The sequence below is a fragment of the Pannonibacter sp. XCT-53 genome, assembly GCF_009915765.1.
GTDB lineage: Bacteria > Pseudomonadota > Alphaproteobacteria > Rhizobiales > Stappiaceae > Pannonibacter > Pannonibacter tanglangensis.
Genome location: NZ_JAABLQ010000002.1, coordinates 14,851 through 29,985 on the forward strand (window position 1 = coordinate 14,851; position 15,135 = coordinate 29,985).

At 66.7% G+C, this 15,135-nt stretch carries 14 protein-coding genes; 5 read left to right on the forward strand and 9 right to left on the reverse strand.

Features of this window, described 5'->3' with window-relative positions:
- Nucleotide 1 precedes the first annotated feature (1 nt).
- From GWI72_RS14900 to GWI72_RS14940, 9 genes are all read right to left on the reverse strand, one after another.
- Nucleotides 2-931 carry a carbohydrate ABC transporter permease gene (locus GWI72_RS14900; protein ID WP_161709208.1) on the reverse strand — a complete coding sequence of 310 codons (930 nt, stop codon included), beginning with the start codon at nt 929-931 and terminating at the stop codon, nt 2-4.
- Complete coding sequence (locus tag GWI72_RS14905; RefSeq protein ID WP_161709209.1) at nt 928-2,187, reverse strand: ABC transporter substrate-binding protein; 1,260 nt, start codon at nt 2,185-2,187, stop codon at nt 928-930. The genes GWI72_RS14900 and GWI72_RS14905 overlap by 4 nt, the downstream gene beginning before the upstream one ends.
- Nucleotides 2,188-2,222: 35 nt before the next feature.
- Entirely contained in the window at nt 2,223-3,377 is a 1,155-nt protein-coding gene (locus tag GWI72_RS14910; protein ID WP_161709210.1) for a PLP-dependent transferase, read from the reverse strand.
- Complete coding sequence (locus tag GWI72_RS14915) at nt 3,374-4,072, reverse strand: FadR/GntR family transcriptional regulator (protein ID WP_348272698.1); 699 nt, start codon at nt 4,070-4,072, stop codon at nt 3,374-3,376. Before GWI72_RS14915 ends, GWI72_RS14910 begins: the two co-directional genes overlap by 4 nt.
- Before the next feature lie 127 nt (nt 4,073-4,199).
- The gene (locus GWI72_RS14920) at nt 4,200-5,300 is read right to left on the reverse strand and encodes an N-acetylglucosamine-6-phosphate deacetylase (RefSeq protein ID WP_161709212.1); all 1,101 of its coding nucleotides are present in this window, start codon (nt 5,298-5,300) and stop codon (nt 4,200-4,202) included.
- The gene (locus tag GWI72_RS14925; protein WP_161709213.1) at nt 5,297-6,562 is read right to left on the reverse strand and encodes a class II D-tagatose-bisphosphate aldolase non-catalytic subunit; all 1,266 of its coding nucleotides are present in this window, start codon (nt 6,560-6,562) and stop codon (nt 5,297-5,299) included. The genes GWI72_RS14920 and GWI72_RS14925 overlap by 4 nt, the downstream gene beginning before the upstream one ends.
- Nucleotides 6,563-6,588: 26 nt before the next feature.
- Complete coding sequence (locus GWI72_RS14930; protein WP_161709214.1) at nt 6,589-7,500, reverse strand: ROK family protein; 912 nt, start codon at nt 7,498-7,500, stop codon at nt 6,589-6,591.
- Nucleotides 7,497-8,570, reverse strand: coding sequence for an SIS domain-containing protein (locus tag GWI72_RS14935; protein WP_161709215.1), 1,074 nt, complete (start codon nt 8,568-8,570; stop codon nt 7,497-7,499). The genes GWI72_RS14930 and GWI72_RS14935 overlap by 4 nt, the downstream gene beginning before the upstream one ends.
- Nucleotides 8,567-9,427, reverse strand: a complete 861-nt coding sequence (locus GWI72_RS14940; RefSeq protein WP_161709216.1) for a DeoR/GlpR family DNA-binding transcription regulator — start codon at nt 9,425-9,427, stop codon at nt 8,567-8,569. The genes GWI72_RS14935 and GWI72_RS14940 overlap by 4 nt, the downstream gene beginning before the upstream one ends.
- 215 nt (nt 9,428-9,642) lie before the next feature.
- Here GWI72_RS14940 and GWI72_RS14945 point away from each other — a divergent pair, with 215 nt between their 5' ends.
- The 5 genes from GWI72_RS14945 to GWI72_RS14965 are packed head-to-tail and all read left to right on the forward strand — an operon-like array spanning nt 9,643 to nt 14,923.
- Nucleotides 9,643-10,797 carry a Gfo/Idh/MocA family protein gene (locus tag GWI72_RS14945; protein WP_161709217.1) on the forward strand — a complete coding sequence of 385 codons (1,155 nt, stop codon included), beginning with the start codon at nt 9,643-9,645 and terminating at the stop codon, nt 10,795-10,797.
- On the forward strand, nt 10,794-11,678 hold the full coding sequence (locus tag GWI72_RS14950) for a carbohydrate ABC transporter permease (RefSeq protein WP_161677420.1): 885 nt from the start codon (nt 10,794-10,796) through the stop codon (nt 11,676-11,678). Before GWI72_RS14945 ends, GWI72_RS14950 begins: the two co-directional genes overlap by 4 nt.
- On the forward strand, nt 11,671-12,513 hold the full coding sequence (locus GWI72_RS14955) for a carbohydrate ABC transporter permease (RefSeq protein ID WP_161709218.1): 843 nt from the start codon (nt 11,671-11,673) through the stop codon (nt 12,511-12,513). The genes GWI72_RS14950 and GWI72_RS14955 overlap by 8 nt, the downstream gene beginning before the upstream one ends.
- Before the next feature lie 22 nt (nt 12,514-12,535).
- Nucleotides 12,536-13,744 (forward strand): ABC transporter substrate-binding protein, encoded by a 1,209-nt coding sequence (locus GWI72_RS14960; protein ID WP_161677418.1) that lies wholly within the window; start codon nt 12,536-12,538, stop codon nt 13,742-13,744.
- 57 nt (nt 13,745-13,801) lie between these two features.
- On the forward strand, nt 13,802-14,923 hold the full coding sequence (locus GWI72_RS14965) for a sn-glycerol-3-phosphate ABC transporter ATP-binding protein UgpC (RefSeq protein ID WP_161709219.1): 1,122 nt from the start codon (nt 13,802-13,804) through the stop codon (nt 14,921-14,923).
- Nucleotides 14,924-15,135 lie beyond the last annotated feature (212 nt).

Below are 15,135 nucleotides of genomic sequence, written 5' to 3' on the forward strand. Positions count from 1 at the left end.
CTCAGATCCTCACGAAGCGGCGGCGCAGCGCCAGCAGCACGACGGCATAGGCGAGCAGCAGGCTGAGCAGGGCAATGGCCAGCGCCGAGGCATAGCCGAAGTCGAGCTTCCGGAACGCCGTGGTGAAAATGTAGGACGATAGGATCTGCGTCGAGTTGGCCGGGCCTCCGCCGGTCATCACGAAGATCAGGTCCGCGAAATTGGCGATCCAGATCGTGCGCAGCATCACGGTGATGGCGATCATCGGCGCGAGGAACGGCAGGGTGATCTTGACGAAGGCCTGCCAGGGCGTCGCCCCGTCGATCTCGGCGGCTTCATACAGCTCTCCGGGGATCGACTGCAGCGCCGCCAGAAGCGTGATGGCGAAGAAGGGAATGCCGAACCAGACATTCGCCGTGATCGGTCCCCACATGGCCAGCGCCGGATCGCCGAGGATGTTGAAGGGCTCCGACAGGATGCCGAGCGCGGCCAGCCAGTGCGGCAGCGGGCCGATCACCGGATTGAACAGCCACGACCAGGTCAGCGCGGTGAGGAAGGTCGGCACGGCCCAGGGCAGGAACACCAGCGCCTGCACCAGTCTTTTGCCGGCAAACTGCGTGTTGAGCAGCAGCGCCAGCCCGAGCCCGAAGGCGAACTGGAACACCAGCGAGCCGAAAGTCCACCAGAAGGTGTTGTTAAGCGCCCGCCAGAACCGGGCATCGCCCCACAGCTGCGCAAAATTCGCGAGCCCCACCCACCCGCCGGCCGAGGGCCGCAGCAGCACCACCGACTGGAAGGCATAGGACAGGCCGATGACGAGCGGCACCACCATCACCAGCGCGATCAGCACGAGGGCCGGGGAGATGTAGAGATAGGGCTCGATCAGGTGGCGCCAGATGAAGTTGGGGCGTGCCCGGGTTTCCCCGGGCACGCGGCGCGCGCTGGCGCTCATTGCTTGGCCTTCCACTTGCCGTACTCCTCGGTGAGGAACGCGGCCCATTCGTCGGCCAGCTCCTGCGCGGTCATGTCGCCAAGCAGCGCCTGCTGGCTGGTCTCCAGCGCGATGGAGTCGGCGAAATATCCGAACTGCTCCAGATAGGTCGGCATCGTCGTCGGCACGTACTTGTCGCTGTTCAGCTCCTCGAACCAGCCGGCGAACTGCGGCGTGCGGAAGAACGGATCCTGTTCCGCGCCCTTGTGGATCGGAATGACGCCGACACGCTTGGCCCAGGTGGCATTGGCGTCCGGGGCAGAGAGGGCGGCAACAAGCGCCCAGGCCTTGTCCGGCGACTTGGTCGTGTTGAAGATCGACCAGCCCGCGAAACCGATGGTCGGGAAAGCCTTGCCGGCGGAGCCAAGCGGCATCGGCGCCACGGCAAAGTCCTCCGGCTTCATGCGCTCCTGTACGGCGATCAGCGCGTCCGGATCCTGGTCGAGGAAGGCGCAGGTGCCGGAGTAGAAGCCGGCGACGATCTCGTTGAAGCCCCAGCTGACGGAGTCCTTCGGGGCATAGCCCTTCTGGTACATGTCGATCAGGAACTGGAGCCCGGCGACAGAGCCCGGCTCGTTGATGCGGCTCTTGCCATCGGCGGTGAAGAACTCGTTGGTGCCGTTCATCGTGGCAGCCATCATGATCCAGCCGTTGAGGCCGCCCGGACCGCCGCGCAGGCAGTAGCCCGACTTGCCCGGCAGCTTGGAGACCGCCGCCGAGGCGGCCATGAACTCCTCCATCGTAGCCGGCGGGTTGGCGACGCCGGCCTCGGCGAGCAGCTTCTTGTTGTAGAACATCGCCCGCAGATAGAAGCCGTAGGGCAGCATGTAGGCCTTGCCGCCAGCAAGACGGCCCATGTCGAGCGTCTTCTGGGTCAGGTTGCCGCCGTACTGCCACTTGGCAATGTTGTCCTCGAGGCTCATCAGCTGGCCGGAGCCGGCATAAAGCGCGGCCCAGCGGTCCGGCATCTCGACGACATCGGGAATGTCGCCACCGGCCACCATCGTCGCCAGCTTTTCAAAGGCCTGGCCCCAGGGCAGCGAGACGATCTCCACCTCTGTGCCGGGATTGGCCTTCTTGAACTCCTCCACCATGCCCTTCAGCACCTCGGTGCGCTCCGGGCTGGTGATCACTTCCACCAGTTTGAGGGTCTCGGCATAGGCTGCAGTGGACATGAGTAGTCCGACGAGGGCAGCGAGCCCCACGCTCTTTTTCATCATATTGTCCTCCAGTTCCCCAATCTGGCGCCGCTTCAGGCGGCGCTCTTCTCCAGGGCCGTCTGGAAATCGGCCCAAAGATCCTGTTCGTTCTCAAGTCCGAGGCTGAGCCGCACCAGGGTGCGCGGCACGCCGAAACGCTGCATCGAATTGAAGGGCATGGACTGGGCAAGGCTGATCCCGGCCGGCAGGATCAGGCTCTCGAAGCCGCCCCAGGACACGCCAAGACGGAACAGCGACAGGCCCTCGGCGAGCTTGCGGATATCGACCGTCTCGTCGAACTCGATGGAGAGGAGCCCGGAGCGGCCGCCAAGGCCCGGCACGGAATTGGCTCCGGGAGAATTGACCCGCCGTACCTGCGGCAGCGCCGACAGACGGTCAACGAAGAGGTTCGCCGCCGCCTGGTGCTGGCGCATGCGGATCGGCAAGGTGCGCAACCCGCGCAGGAGCAGGAAGGCCTCGAAGGGCGCAAGTTTTGCGCCGAGCAGCGGCAAGGTCAGGTCGCGGATGTGGCCGATGTTGGCCTTGCTGGCAATGACGACGCCGGCCACGGTGTCGGAGTGACCGCCGATGTATTTGGACGCCGAGTGGACGACGATGTCGATGCCCAGCTCGATGGGGCGCTGGAACACCGGCGTTGCCCAGGAATTGTCGATCATCGTCAGGACGCCGGCCTTGCGGGCGTGGCTCGCCACCTTCGGCAGGTTCATGGCCTGCAGCATCACCGACGTCGGGCTCTCCAGATAGGCGAGGGCCGCGCCGCGCAGGAGATCCGGGTTGTCCTCGAACTCCGCCACCGGGTGGTAGGTGATGTCGACACCGAAGGGCCGGAGCATCCGCTCGAACAGGCGGTAGGCGTCCGGATAGACATGCTCGACGCAGGCGATGCGGTCGCCCGGCTTGACGAAGGCCAGCACCGTCGCCGAGATCGCGCCCATGCCGGAGGCAAAGCCCACGGCGGCCTCGCCGCCTTCTGCCTTCGCCATCATGTCCTCGAAGGCAGAGACGGTCGGGTTCTGCACCCGTGTGTAGAGCGGATCGTCGCTGAGCCCGGCCATGCGGTTCTCGAACTCGGCATAGCTGCCGAAGGTGAACAGCGACGTCTGCACGATCGGCGGGGTCACGGAGCCACCGGGGCCGGTGTGGGCGGCGGCGAACAGGGTCTCGAGGGTGGTGAAATCGTTACTCATTGCCCGTCCTCCACGACCCGGCGGGCCTCTTCGTGCGTGATGTCCAGAATGGCGGCCATGATTTCCTCGGCCTTGGCGGCGTCACCGGCGATCACCGCATCGGCCAGGTCCCGGTGGATCGGGATGCTGCTCTGCCCCAGGTGCGGCCGCCCGAAAGGCGCCTCGTAGAGCGTGTCGAAGGCCTTGTGCACCTGGCGGATGATCTGGGCGAACAGCGGGTTGTGGCTGGCGGCGTGGATCGCGGCGTGAAACCGGTGGTCGGCCGGGCGCCAGTCGAGGCCGGCGTGATAGTCGGCCAGCAGCTCGTTGGCGCGCTGGGCGATGTGGCGGCGATCCTCGTCGGTGCCGCGCAGGCAGGCGAGCCGGGCGGCCTCGATCTCCAGCGGCCGGCGCACCTCAAGGGTCCGGTAGAGGCTGTCGGCCTCGATCTTGACCGTCACCGGCAGCAGCAGCGACTGGTTGGAAATCTCCGCCGTGATCCGGGTGCCCGCGCCCTTGTTGCGCGAGACAAGGCCGAGGTTCTCCCAGCTTTTCAGGATTTCCCGGATGGTGGAGCGGCCACAGCCGAGGGCAGCGGCCAGGTCCAGCTCCGGCGGCAGACGGTCGCCGACGCCAAGGCCCCGCGCCTCGATCAGGGCAATCAGCGCATCAAGCGCTGCACGGGACCCTGTTTCCTGTTGCGATCCTGCTGCCACGCGGTCCGTCCTTCCCTTGCACGCCTCCAAGGGAAGCGTCTTTGTCAGACAAAGATTGAACAATGTCTGACAAAGTTGCAAGGGGCTTTGCAGCGTCCCGCGTGCCTTTTTGCAGGGCGTGACCCGCTCAGATCGGCACGCGCTGCCAGGCGGCGTCGAGGGCGAGAAGGTCGCCCGCCGGCAGGCCAGTTGCAATGCCGAGCGGCGGCAGGTTCATCGCCGCGCGCGGCACGTCGGTGGCCATGGCAATCGCCTCTGCCAGCGGCAGGCCGATGTGGTGATGCGCGTTGGCAAGGCTCGTCACCATGTCGATATGCGCGCCGGCCAGCGAGCCCTCCGCATTCACCAGCGCTCCGTCGCGGACGAAGATGTCCTGGCCATAGAGCGTGAAATGCTCCGGCCCGCCCACGGTCGCCATGGCGTCGGAGACGAGGAAGGTCAGGTTCTTCTCTGACCGGGCGGCGCAGGCGATCTGGGCCATGCGCCAGTCGACATGGATGCCGTCGGCGATGAGCCCGACATGGGCGCGCGAGCGGATCGCTGCCGCCACGATCCCCGGCGCGCGGGAGGTCATCGGCGGCATGGCATTGAAGAGGTGCGTGAAGGCGGAAAGCCCCGCTGCCAGCGCCCTGTCCGTTGTTGCCGCGTCCGCCTCCGTGTGGCCGGCCGAGACGATGACGCCAAGGTCGGCGAGCCGGGTGATGGTCTCGGGGGCCGTGCGCTCCGGTGCCAGGGTCAGCAACACGGGAATACCGGCCGCCCGCAGCCGCTCGCAGTGGTGGATCGTCGTGTCGTCCAGCGGCCGGATGAAGGCTTCCTTGTGCGTGCCGCGTCGCGCCGGGGCGATGTGCGGGCCCTCGATGTGCAGGCCGAGAAAGCCCGGCGTGCCCTTCATCTCCAGCGCCGCCTCGACCGTTCGGGCCAGCACCTCGGGCGCGTCGGTGATCACCGTCGGCAGGATCCAGCCCGTGCCGAGGCCACGGTGCGCGGCGATGATCGCCGCCATCCCCTCCGGCGTCGGTTCGGAGTTCAGCATCACGCCGCCGCCGCCATTCACCTGCAGGTCGGTCAGGGCCGGCAACAGCAGGTAAGGCTCGGCCTCCGGGCGGGCGTCATCGCTGCGGCGGGGCCGCACGGCGGTGACCCTGCCGTCGGTCACCTCCACGACTTGCCCGCGCAGCAGGTCGCCGTCCAGGTAGACAAGCTCGGGTGCAATCATCCGTGTCATTGCGCGGTCAGCCAGCTCGTGCGGTCTTCCATGTAGGGCTCCAGCGCCAGCTTCACGCTCGCCAGCAGGATTGCCTTGCTCAGCGGTATGCCGCGCCGGGTCATGATCCCGGCCAGGGACGCCGTGAATTTCGGGATGTAGGCATGCAGCAGCGGCTCGGGGATGGTGGTCCCTGCCAGCCGCGTGAGCATGGCGTTGATCGCCTTCCGCGCCCTCGGGTCGTTCCAGTAATAGCGGATGCGGTCAGCATAGCCGAAGTGGCGCAGAGCCCGGTCATCCGGGTAGTGCCCTTGCCACGGCTTCGGGTTTGCCAGCATCAGCTTTTCCATGGTCTGGCTGATATGCGGCTTGCCGTGCAGCCAGCTGTCGATATGCGACAGGCCGTACAGTGCCTCGCGCCAGGCAAAGGTCAGCGCCGGGCCGACCTTGAGGATGCCGAAGTGACGGCGGGCGAGATCCGGATAGACGTCTTTGCGCTGGTAGTCGGTCGAATGCGCCTCGAAGCAGAGATCCGGATAGCCGTCCAGCGCAGCACTCAGGAGGTCAGGCTGCATCCGGTCGAAATGGTCGACATGTGCGGGGCCGAACTCCAGTCCGGGCTGCACGACCAGCCCGCGCACACGGGCAAAGGCGGCGTCCAGACCCAGTGCGGCAAAGGCTTGCCGGTGCGCCTCCAGCGTGGCCCTCGCCCGTTCCGGCGAGGTCGGCGTGATGCCGTGCTCGTCGGCGCGGGCGCCGCCCGGAGGTGGCACTTCGGTCCCGATGACATAGAGCACCTGACCCGGGGCGGTCTCCTCGCAGACCTTCGCCAGCTGTGCGGCGCGGGCGGCCGCCAGCGCGTCGCCCACCTGCGCCGGTTCGCCGGCACAGCCTTCCGAACAGTCGAGATGGATCTTGCGGAACCCGGCGTTCACATAGTCGCGGATCATGTCCGCCGCATGGCGCATGGCCACATCCGCCGGCTCGGACCGCCAGACCTGCGGGCCCAGATGGTCGCCGCCCAGGATCACCAGATCCATGTCCGCTCCGACCGCCTTGGCAACCCTCTCGATGTAGTTCGCAAAGTCGATCGGCTCCATGCCCGTGTAGCCGCCGAACTGGTTCACCTGGTTGCTGGTGGCCTCGATCAGGATCGTCTGCTGATGGCTTTGCGCCATCATCAGCGATGCCATCAGCACATGTTCATGCGCGGAGCAGACGGAAGGCATGGCCTTCCCCGATCCCGCGCGGTTTGCGCGCAGGAAACTCGTCAGTTTGTCCATCTGTCAGTCCTCTGCTGGCGGGGCGTTCAGGCCGATGGGCTTGAGGCCGCGCGAAGAGCAATGAGCGCCATGCCGCGTCCGCCCGAGCTGTCGCCATGTCGGGCGACGCGCAGGGCAGGGGGCCGGCTGGTGCCGAGGCGCAGCCGCAGCAGTGCCTGCTCCAGCCGCGCAGCGAGGTCGGGCAGGCGGGAGACCCCGCCGCCGAAGGTGATGCAGTCCGGGTCGAACAGCAGCTGCAGCGTGTCGAGCGCCTCGGCCGTCACGTCGGCCCAGATGTCGAGCACCTCGCCGCCGCGCGGATGGGCGGCAATCTCGGCCGCGCTCACCTCTTGCCCCAGTTTCCAGCGGGCAAGGTTCGCAATCCCCTTGCCCGACATGTAGGGCTCGAAACAGGCGCTCCGGCCGCAGCCGCAACGCCACTCCGGCAGGCCGTGCCGTCGGAGCGTGCGCGCCGGAACACCGACATGCCCGATCTCGACGGCCAGCTGGTTGTGCCGTGGTGGCGTTGTCCCGTTGATGGAAATCCCCGCGCCGACGCCGGTGCCGATGATCAGCCCGACCACGCAGCCGAAGCCCTCGCCGGCACCGCCATTGGCCTCCGACAGCGCGAAGGACGCGCAGTCGTTGCCATAGACGAAGCTCCGGCCGACGCTTGCCTGCAGCGCGGCGGCAATGTCGCGGCCCGAGGTCGGGATGTTCGAGGCCGTCGAGGCCCCGCTCACCGGGTCGACGATGCCGGGCAGGCCGATGCCGATCGGCAGGTCGGCGCGGCCGGACTGGGCGATGAGCCAGCGCGCCTCCTCGGCGAGACCCGCGATGAAGGCGTCGAAATCCTCGTGCCGCGTCGGGCTGCGGCGGCTTGTGACGAGGCGCATCCCTTCATCGAAGAGCTGCGCCTCCATCTTCGTGCCGCCAACGTCGATGCCGCCGCAGATCATCGGGCGAGCGCGTAGAGCTTCACGCCGGAGACGACGCGGCTGAGCGCGCCGCCGGCAAACGGGTTGTCGACGTTGAGGCCCAGGCTGTCCGACCAGCGGGTCGCCAGAACCTGCGCCACGCCGACATAGAGCACGGCATCGACAGCCGCGACGCCTGTTCCGGCGATGCTGATGTCTCCGGCCGGACCGATCGTCAGCACCCGGTTGTCCGGAAACTGGCGGCGGATCTCGGCGGCGATGTCGGCGTCATAACGCGCGGTGTGGTGATCGGGGTGCAGCAGCACGTAGATGTCGCTGCCCGGCGTGATCGCGGCCTTCGGACCGTGCCGGAAGCCGAGCGTGCTGTCCCACTGCGTCATGGTCTGGCCAGCGGTGAGTTCCAGAACCTTCAGGGCGCATTCCCGGGCTGTACCGGTCAGCGCGCCGGAGCCGAGGAAGATCGCCCGTTCCGGCCGGGGCTGGTTCAGCGCCGCCGCGCGTGTCAGGACGCCTTCCAGCGCAGTGGCCAGATCGTCGAGGCGCTGCGGAACGCTCCCGTGGCCCAGGATCGCGGCCGCCGACAGCAGCATGGTGGAGAAGCTCGAGGTCATGGCAAAGGCACGGTCATGGGTTGCCTCGGGCAGCACCAGCACGCGCTGTTCGCCGGGCCCGGGAGCCGCCCGGGTTGCGAGCGCGCTGCCGGCGTTGCAGGTGATGTGCAGCCGGTCAGCCTCGGGCAACAGCTGGTCCATGAGGTCCAGCATGCCCACCGTTTCCGAGCTGTCGCCGCTGCGGCCGAACTGGACCACCAGCAGGCGCTGGCCCGTCGGGCGGATCGTTGTCGGCGCGGCCACGTAGTCCGTTGTGGCCACCGCCACCAGGCGCGGGCCATCGGTCGTTTCTGCGGCGAGGATCTGGCCGATGAAGGCCGAGGTTCCCGCGCCGCACAGCCAGACCTCGTCGACGCCGCGGCGGCTGATCCACGCGGAGATCTCGCGGGCCCGGTCGGCCAGCGCGCCGGCAAAGCCGCGCCAGATGTCCGGCTGCGCGTGGATTTCGCGCCAGGTGTGCCAACGGGAGAGTTCGGTCATGCTGCGGCTTCCTTGTCCTGGGCAAAGACGAGCTGGACCCCGAGGTCAGCGAGGGTCGCTGCCACCGGATCATCCGGGTCGAGATCGGTGACGAGCACGTCGATCTCCTCCCAGGTGCAGATCCGGTGCAGGCTCGGCTTCATGAATTTCGAGCGGTCGGCCAGCACGATCACGCGCTCGGCCACCTGCGTCATGGCTCTGGTCTGATGCGCCTCGTCCTCGCGGAAGGTGGAGAGGCCGTTGACGGGGTCGAGGCTGGTCGCCCCCATGATGAAGCTGTCGAAGCGCATCCCGGCGAGCGAGGCTTCCACCAGTCGTCCGGTCAGCGAGCGTGCATTCGGCCGGATGCGTCCGCCGGTCAGCATCACGTCGTGGCGGCCGTGCCCCATCAGCGTCTGGGCCACGTTCAGGTCCGTGGTCATCACCGTGAGCGGATCCGCCTTGTCCAGCAGCGCTGCGAGCAGTTCCACGGTCGAGCCGTTGTCGATGAGGATTGCCCTGTCGCCGGCGATCAGCGGCGCGGCAGCGCGGGCAATGCGGCGCTTGCTCTCCAGGTTGATCGTCCGGCGATCCTGCACGACCGGCTCGATGAAGCGGGGTTCGCCACCGCTGGCGCCCGCCAGGGCAAGGGCCAGATCGATGCGGAACTCCGCCAGCCCGCTGTACCCGAAGTCCTTGCAGAAGCGGATCAGCGTCGGCTCGCTGGTGTCGAGCGCGGCGCAGATCTCGCGCGAGGTCAGGCGGATGAAGGATTCCGGCTCGGCGCGCACGTAATCGGCGATCCGGCGCAGCTTGGGCGTCAGCCGGCCGTAGCCTGCCTCGATCTCCGCCAGAATGTCCCGCACTGGTCCCGCCATGTGTCCCGTCTCTCCCGGTCCGGCGCCCGTCTGGACGCTCTGGATTTGTGTAAAGCTAAAATAGGTACTTAAATTTTAGCCCGCAACAAAAAATATGTTGCGCGGTCCTAAAATTTATGTTGGCTTTGCTCAAATTTCACGGAACCCTGTTGCGGGCAGCTCAAGGAATTGAAATCTCGGGTTGTTTCTTCGTGAAGGCATGAAGCGAGGGTGGAATGAAGGTCGCTGTGATCGGGTTGGGGGCGCGCCTGGCGAAGCTGATGGCTGACTTCGTGTCGGTCGCGCCGGGGTTCGAGGTGGTTGCCTATGTGGATCCGAGCGCGGATCGCGTCGGAGTGCTCACGGCGCTGGGCATGTCGCCGAAGGCCTATGCCGATGCGCCGAGCCTCTATGCGGCCGAAGAGCTCGACATGATCATGATCGGCTCGCCCAATCATCTCCACCTCGGCCATATCCGCGAAGCGCTTGAGACTGACGTCCAGCACATCTTTGTCGAGAAGCCGGTGGTGATCAGCAAGGCCGAAACGCTCGAGATCGCCCGGCTGATGGCGAAGCACGACGGGGCCCGCCGGCTCATGGTCGGGCTCGTGCTGCGCTATGCCCCGCTCTACCGGGCGCTGCGCGAGGCGCAGGCCGCCGGGCAGATCGGCGAGATCATGTCGATCGAGGCGTCGGAGCACATCGCCCCCTATCACGGGTCGTTCTTCATGCGCGACTGGCGGCGCAATTCGGAACTGTCCGGCGGCTTCATGCTGGAGAAGTGCTGCCATGACCTCGACCTCTACCAGGGCGTGGTCGGCGCGCGGCCGATGCAGGTTGCAAGCTTCGGTGGGCGCAAGAAGTTCCTGCCGGCCCACCGTCCCGCGACCGACCCGTCCTATCTCAAGGTGATGTCCCCGCGCTGGAACGGCACCACCGATGCCTTTTCCGGCGAGGGGGACCTCATCGACTACCAGACCGCCATCGTCTCCTACGCCAATGGCGCGACCATGGCCTTCCACACCAACCTGAATGTCCCGGACGAGTTCCGCCGTTTCTGCGTCGTCGGGCGCGATGGCATGGCGGAAGGGGATTTCATCCGCAACACCTTCCGCGTGACAGCATCCGAAACCGGCGACCGGCTGACCGAGCTCGTCGAACTCGGCAGCGGCGGCAATGCGCATCACTATGGCGCCGATGTCGCCATGGCGCGCGACATCCTCGCCTATGTGCGCGGGGAAGAGACCGGCCTGCCTGTGTCCGTCATTGACGCGCTGGAGGCCGGTGTCACCGCGCTCACCATGGATGAGGCCCGGCGCGAGGGGCGCGTCGTCGACCTTACCGGCTTCTGGCAGGACTTTGACGCCGCGCTGGCAGGGAAGGCCGCATGACCCGCCGGCGCGACGCCTTCCCCTATCTCCTGCTGCTGCCGGCGCTGGCGCTGACCGTCGCCATCGTCGCCTGGCCGCTGGCGGAGACGTTCCGGCTGTCCTTCACCGATGCCTCGATGAAGCCGGTCACCACCTATGTGGGCCTTGCCAACTACACCAAGATCTTCCGCAGCGGCTTTGAGGACATCATCGGCCGCACCCTCCTGTGGGCGAGCCTGTCGGTGGCGCTGAAGATCCTGCTCGGCCTCCTCGTGGCCGTGCTGCTGAACGCCGCCGTTCCCGGCCGTGCCCTGTTCCGCATCCTGGTGATGCCGCCGTGGATCGTGCCGATCGCCATCGGCGTGTTCATGTGGAGCTGGATGTACAACGGCCAGTTCGGGATGATCTCGGGCGTGCTGCAGCGTGTCGGGCTGATCAGCGAGCCCTTCGAGTTCATGGCCTATGGCACCAGCGCCTTCATCGCCACCATCGTCACGGATGTCTGGATCGGCGTGCCGCTTGTCTCGCTCTATTTCCTGGCTGCCATGCAGGGCATTTCCAAGGAGCTCTACGAGGCCGCCTGGGTGGATGGCGCGGGCCGCTTCTACCGCTTCCGCAGGGTGACGCTGCCGCTGCTCCTGCCGTCGATCGCCACCATGGCGCTGCTGTCGGCGATCTGGACCTTCAACAGCTTCGACATCATCTGGATCCTCACCGAAGGCGGCCCGCGCGGGGCCACCACGACGATGATCATCGACACCTACAAGACCGCGATCAGCCGCTTCCGCTACGGCGAGGGCGCGGCGCGGGCGGTGCTGATCCTCCTGTTCCTGTCGGCCTTCACCTCCGTCTACGTCTACCTGCTGCTGCGCCTGACGCGGAAGGGAGGCACCCATGATTGACCGTTACCGCTGGTACGAGCTGGTCCTCATCTACGCCGGCATTCTCTTGGTCCTGGCCTTCCTGCTGGCGCCGTTCCTGGAAGCCTTCATGGTCAGCCTCAGGCCGCTGGAGATGATCTTCCGCATTCCCTATCGCTTCTTCACCGACGACATGAGCTTCTCGGCCTATGTCTCCATGTGGAGCAGCGTGCCGGACCTGCCGCTCTACATCTTCAACAGCTTCTTCATCGCCGTGTCGGTGACGGTGCTGGCGCTCGCCTGCATCATTCCGGCCGCCTATGCGGTGTCGCGCTTCACCTTCTTCGGCCGCGACGCCATCCTGGCTGCGTTCCTTGGCATCAACATGATCGGCGCCGCCGTGCTGATCATTCCGCTCTACAAGCTGATGCTCGCTGCCGGGCTGCTCAACACCTATCTGGCGATGATCATTCCGGGCGCGGCCTTCTCCGTGCCCACCGGCATCTTCCTCATGCGCAGCTATTTCCTGCGCATCCCGCGCGAGCTGGAGGAAGCGGCCTATGTCGATGGCGCCGGGCGTCTCTACACCCTGTGGCGCGTGATCCTGCCTGTGTCCCTGCCGGGCATCATGGTCGTCGCCATCACCACCTTCATCGCCGCCTATGCGCAGCAGTTCCTGTTCGCCCTGACCTTCAACGCGGTCGACGAATACAACCCGCTGCCCATGGGGCTCTACCAGTTCTTCGGCCGCGAACGCGTGCTGTGGAATGAACTGATGGCGGCGAGCCTGACCGGCATCCTGCCGGTGCTCCTCGTCTATCTGTTCCTGCAAAGACACATCGTGGCCGGGCTGACCTCCGGCGCGGTGAAGGAATGACGGTCACATTCGGGAGGATGATATGAAACTCAAGACGCTTCTGCTCGCCGGCGTGCTCTCCGGCATCGCCTTCGCCGCTCAGGCCCAGACCACGCTCACCTTCATCAACTGCGGCGGCAAGGATGATCCGACCGCCCCGGTCCAGGCCAGGCACATTGCCGAATGGGAAAAGGCCAACCCGAACTTCAAGGTCGCCGAGGAATACCTGCCCTGGGGCCAGTGCCAGGAGCGCGCCACCACGCTCGCCGGTGCCGGCAATGCCCCCGCTCTGGCCTACATGGGCTCGCGCACCGTGCGCATGCTGGGCGCGGCCGACATGATCATCCCGGTCAGCCTCTCGGCCGAGGAGAAGGCCTCCTATGAGCCGTCGGTTCTGGCCACCGTCACCTTCGACGGCAAGGAATGGGGCCTGCCGCGCGCCTTCTCCACCAAGGCGCTCTACTGGAACAAGGATCTCTTCGCCAAGGCCGGACTGCCGACCGACAAGGGCCCGCAGACCTTCGAGGAAGTCCTCGCCGCGGCCAAGGCGATCAAGGAAAAGACCGGCGCCGCAGGCTTCGGCATCCCGGCTGCCTCGTTCGACAACACGATGCACGAGTTCCTGAACTGGCTCTATTCCAACGGCGGCAGCGTCGTGGATGCCGAGGGCAAGGTCACCTTCGACAGCAAGGAAAGCGTGGAGGCGCTCGAGTTCTACGGCGAGCTGGCCAAGTACGCCCAGCCGGGGCCGGTTGCCTATGACCGCGCCAAGCTGGAGCCGCTGTTCGCCGAAGGCGCGATCGCCATGTACACCAATGGCGGCTGGGGCCGGAAGAAGGCCGGCAACGTCAATTACGGTCTGGAAATGATCCCGGCCGGCCCGAGCGGCAAGAAGTCGACGCTGCTCATCACCGACAGCATCGTGGTGTTCAAGGGCACCGGCGTCGAGGACGCAGCCCTCAGCCTTGCCAAGTACCTGACGACGCCCGAGCGCCAGTTCGAGATCGACGTGGCCGGTGGCTGGACCCCGATCCGCAATGTCGCCGGCGTGAAGGACATCGTCGCCAAGGATCCGTCGTGGAGCGTGTTCATCGACGCCATCCCGACCGGGGGCCCGGAGCCGCTGATGGTCGACTACATCGCCATGCAGGACGCCATGAACGAAGCGATCCAGTCGGTCGTCACGGGGGATGTTGCCGCCAAGGATGCGGTCAAGAAGGCCGCCGAGGCGCTCGCCGACCTCAACAACTGATCCGCAACCAGACCGGGACGGGAGGCTCTGCCTCCTGTCCCCTCACGGGAGGAATGCGTGGGACAGCTCAAACTCAATGCCCTTGTGAAGCGCTTCGGCTCGGCCGAAGTCATCAGGAGCGCCTCGCTCGATATCGCCAATGGCGAGTTCGTCGTCTTCGTCGGACCGTCCGGCTGCGGCAAGTCCACGTTGCTGCGCATGATCGCCGGCCTCGAGGACGTCAGCGGCGGGACCATCGAGATTGATGGCCGGGTGGTCAATGATCTGGCGCCGGTCGAGCGTGGCATTGCCATGGTGTTCCAGTCCTATGCGCTTTACCCGCACATGACCGTCTACGAGAACATCGCCTTCCCGCTGCGCGTCGCCAAGGCGCCGCAGGCCGAGGTTGATCGCCGGGTCCGTCAGGCGGCCGAGGTGCTGCAGCTGACCACGCGGCTTGAGCATCGTCCGGGCCAGTTGTCCGGCGGTCAGCGCCAGCGCGTCGCCATCGGCCGGGCCATTGTGCGCGAGCCGCGCCTGTTCCTGTTCGACGAACCGCTGTCCAACCTTGACGCGGCCCTGCGCGCCGAAATGCGGCTGGAACTCTCCCGCCTGCATGCCCAGCTCGGCAACACGATGATTTACGTCACCCATGATCAGGTCGAGGCCATGACCATGGCCGACCGCATCGTGGTCCTGCAGGGGGGCGTGATCGAGCAGGTCGGCACCCCGCTCGAACTCTATCACAAGCCGGCCAACCGCTTCGTCGCCGGCTTCATCGGCAATCCGAAGATGAATTTCCTGCCGGCGACCGGCATCGGCACCTGCGAGGCGGGCGCGCGCCTGCGTCTCTTCAACGGGCTGGAGCTGGTCGTTCCGGTGGATGGCGCGGTGGCCGAGGGCGAGAGCCTGACGCTCGGCATCCGTCCGGACGACCTGCATCCCTCGGATGTCCCGGGCCTCGGCGTCGTGCCCGAGGTCGTCGAGCGCCTGGGCAATGTCTCGATCTGCTATGCGGCGGCCGACGGCGGCACGGCTGTCACCCTCGTCGCCGGCGGGCTGGCGGATCTGGCACGCGGCAAGCCGGTCAACATCGGCATCGATCCGCACCACTGCCATGTCTTCCGGGCCGACGGACAGGCGCTGCCGCGCCGGTTCGACATCACGCTGGTGCGCGACAAGCCGCATGCGCTGGCCTGAAACGGGCCTTGGCGGTCCAGGGGGCGGGGCGTGACCGGATCCGGTCCTGCGGCCTGGCCCCCCTGGTCTGGTCCTCTCTGGTCTGGCAGCGTCTCCTGCCCGGCCACAGCGCCTGATCCGTCGTGGCCCTAGTCCCATCGGGGCCCGTGGTCGGGTGTTCATGAACCGGCATGCGGCGCGGCGGACCCACACCGTCCGCGCTCGCCCCAAGG

Excerpts from the sequence above, each read along its gene's own strand:
- GWI72_RS14960 (WP_161677418.1), top strand. The coding sequence starts at position 12,536 with ATGAAACTCAAGACGCTTCTGCTCGCCGGCGTGCTCTCCGGCATCGCC.
- GWI72_RS14900 (WP_161709208.1), bottom strand. The coding sequence starts at position 931 with ATGAGCGCCAGCGCGCGCCGCGTGCCCGGGGAAACCCGGGCACGCCCC.
- GWI72_RS14930 (WP_161709214.1), bottom strand. The coding sequence starts at position 7,500 with ATGATCTGCGGCGGCATCGACGTTGGCGGCACGAAGATGGAGGCGCAG.
- GWI72_RS14910 (WP_161709210.1), bottom strand. The coding sequence starts at position 3,377 with ATGAGTAACGATTTCACCACCCTCGAGACCCTGTTCGCCGCCGCCCAC.
- GWI72_RS14940 (WP_161709216.1), bottom strand. The coding sequence starts at position 9,427 with ATGGCGGGACCAGTGCGGGACATTCTGGCGGAGATCGAGGCAGGCTAC.
- GWI72_RS14925 (WP_161709213.1), bottom strand. The coding sequence starts at position 6,562 with ATGGACAAACTGACGAGTTTCCTGCGCGCAAACCGCGCGGGATCGGGG.
- GWI72_RS14950 (WP_161677420.1), top strand. The coding sequence starts at position 10,794 with ATGACCCGCCGGCGCGACGCCTTCCCCTATCTCCTGCTGCTGCCGGCG.
- GWI72_RS14905 (WP_161709209.1), bottom strand. The coding sequence starts at position 2,187 with ATGAAAAAGAGCGTGGGGCTCGCTGCCCTCGTCGGACTACTCATGTCC.
- GWI72_RS14920 (WP_161709212.1), bottom strand. The coding sequence starts at position 5,300 with ATGACACGGATGATTGCACCCGAGCTTGTCTACCTGGACGGCGACCTG.
- GWI72_RS14935 (WP_161709215.1), bottom strand. The coding sequence starts at position 8,570 with ATGACCGAACTCTCCCGTTGGCACACCTGGCGCGAAATCCACGCGCAG.
- GWI72_RS14945 (WP_161709217.1), top strand. The coding sequence starts at position 9,643 with ATGAAGGTCGCTGTGATCGGGTTGGGGGCGCGCCTGGCGAAGCTGATG.
- GWI72_RS14955 (WP_161709218.1), top strand. The coding sequence starts at position 11,671 with ATGATTGACCGTTACCGCTGGTACGAGCTGGTCCTCATCTACGCCGGC.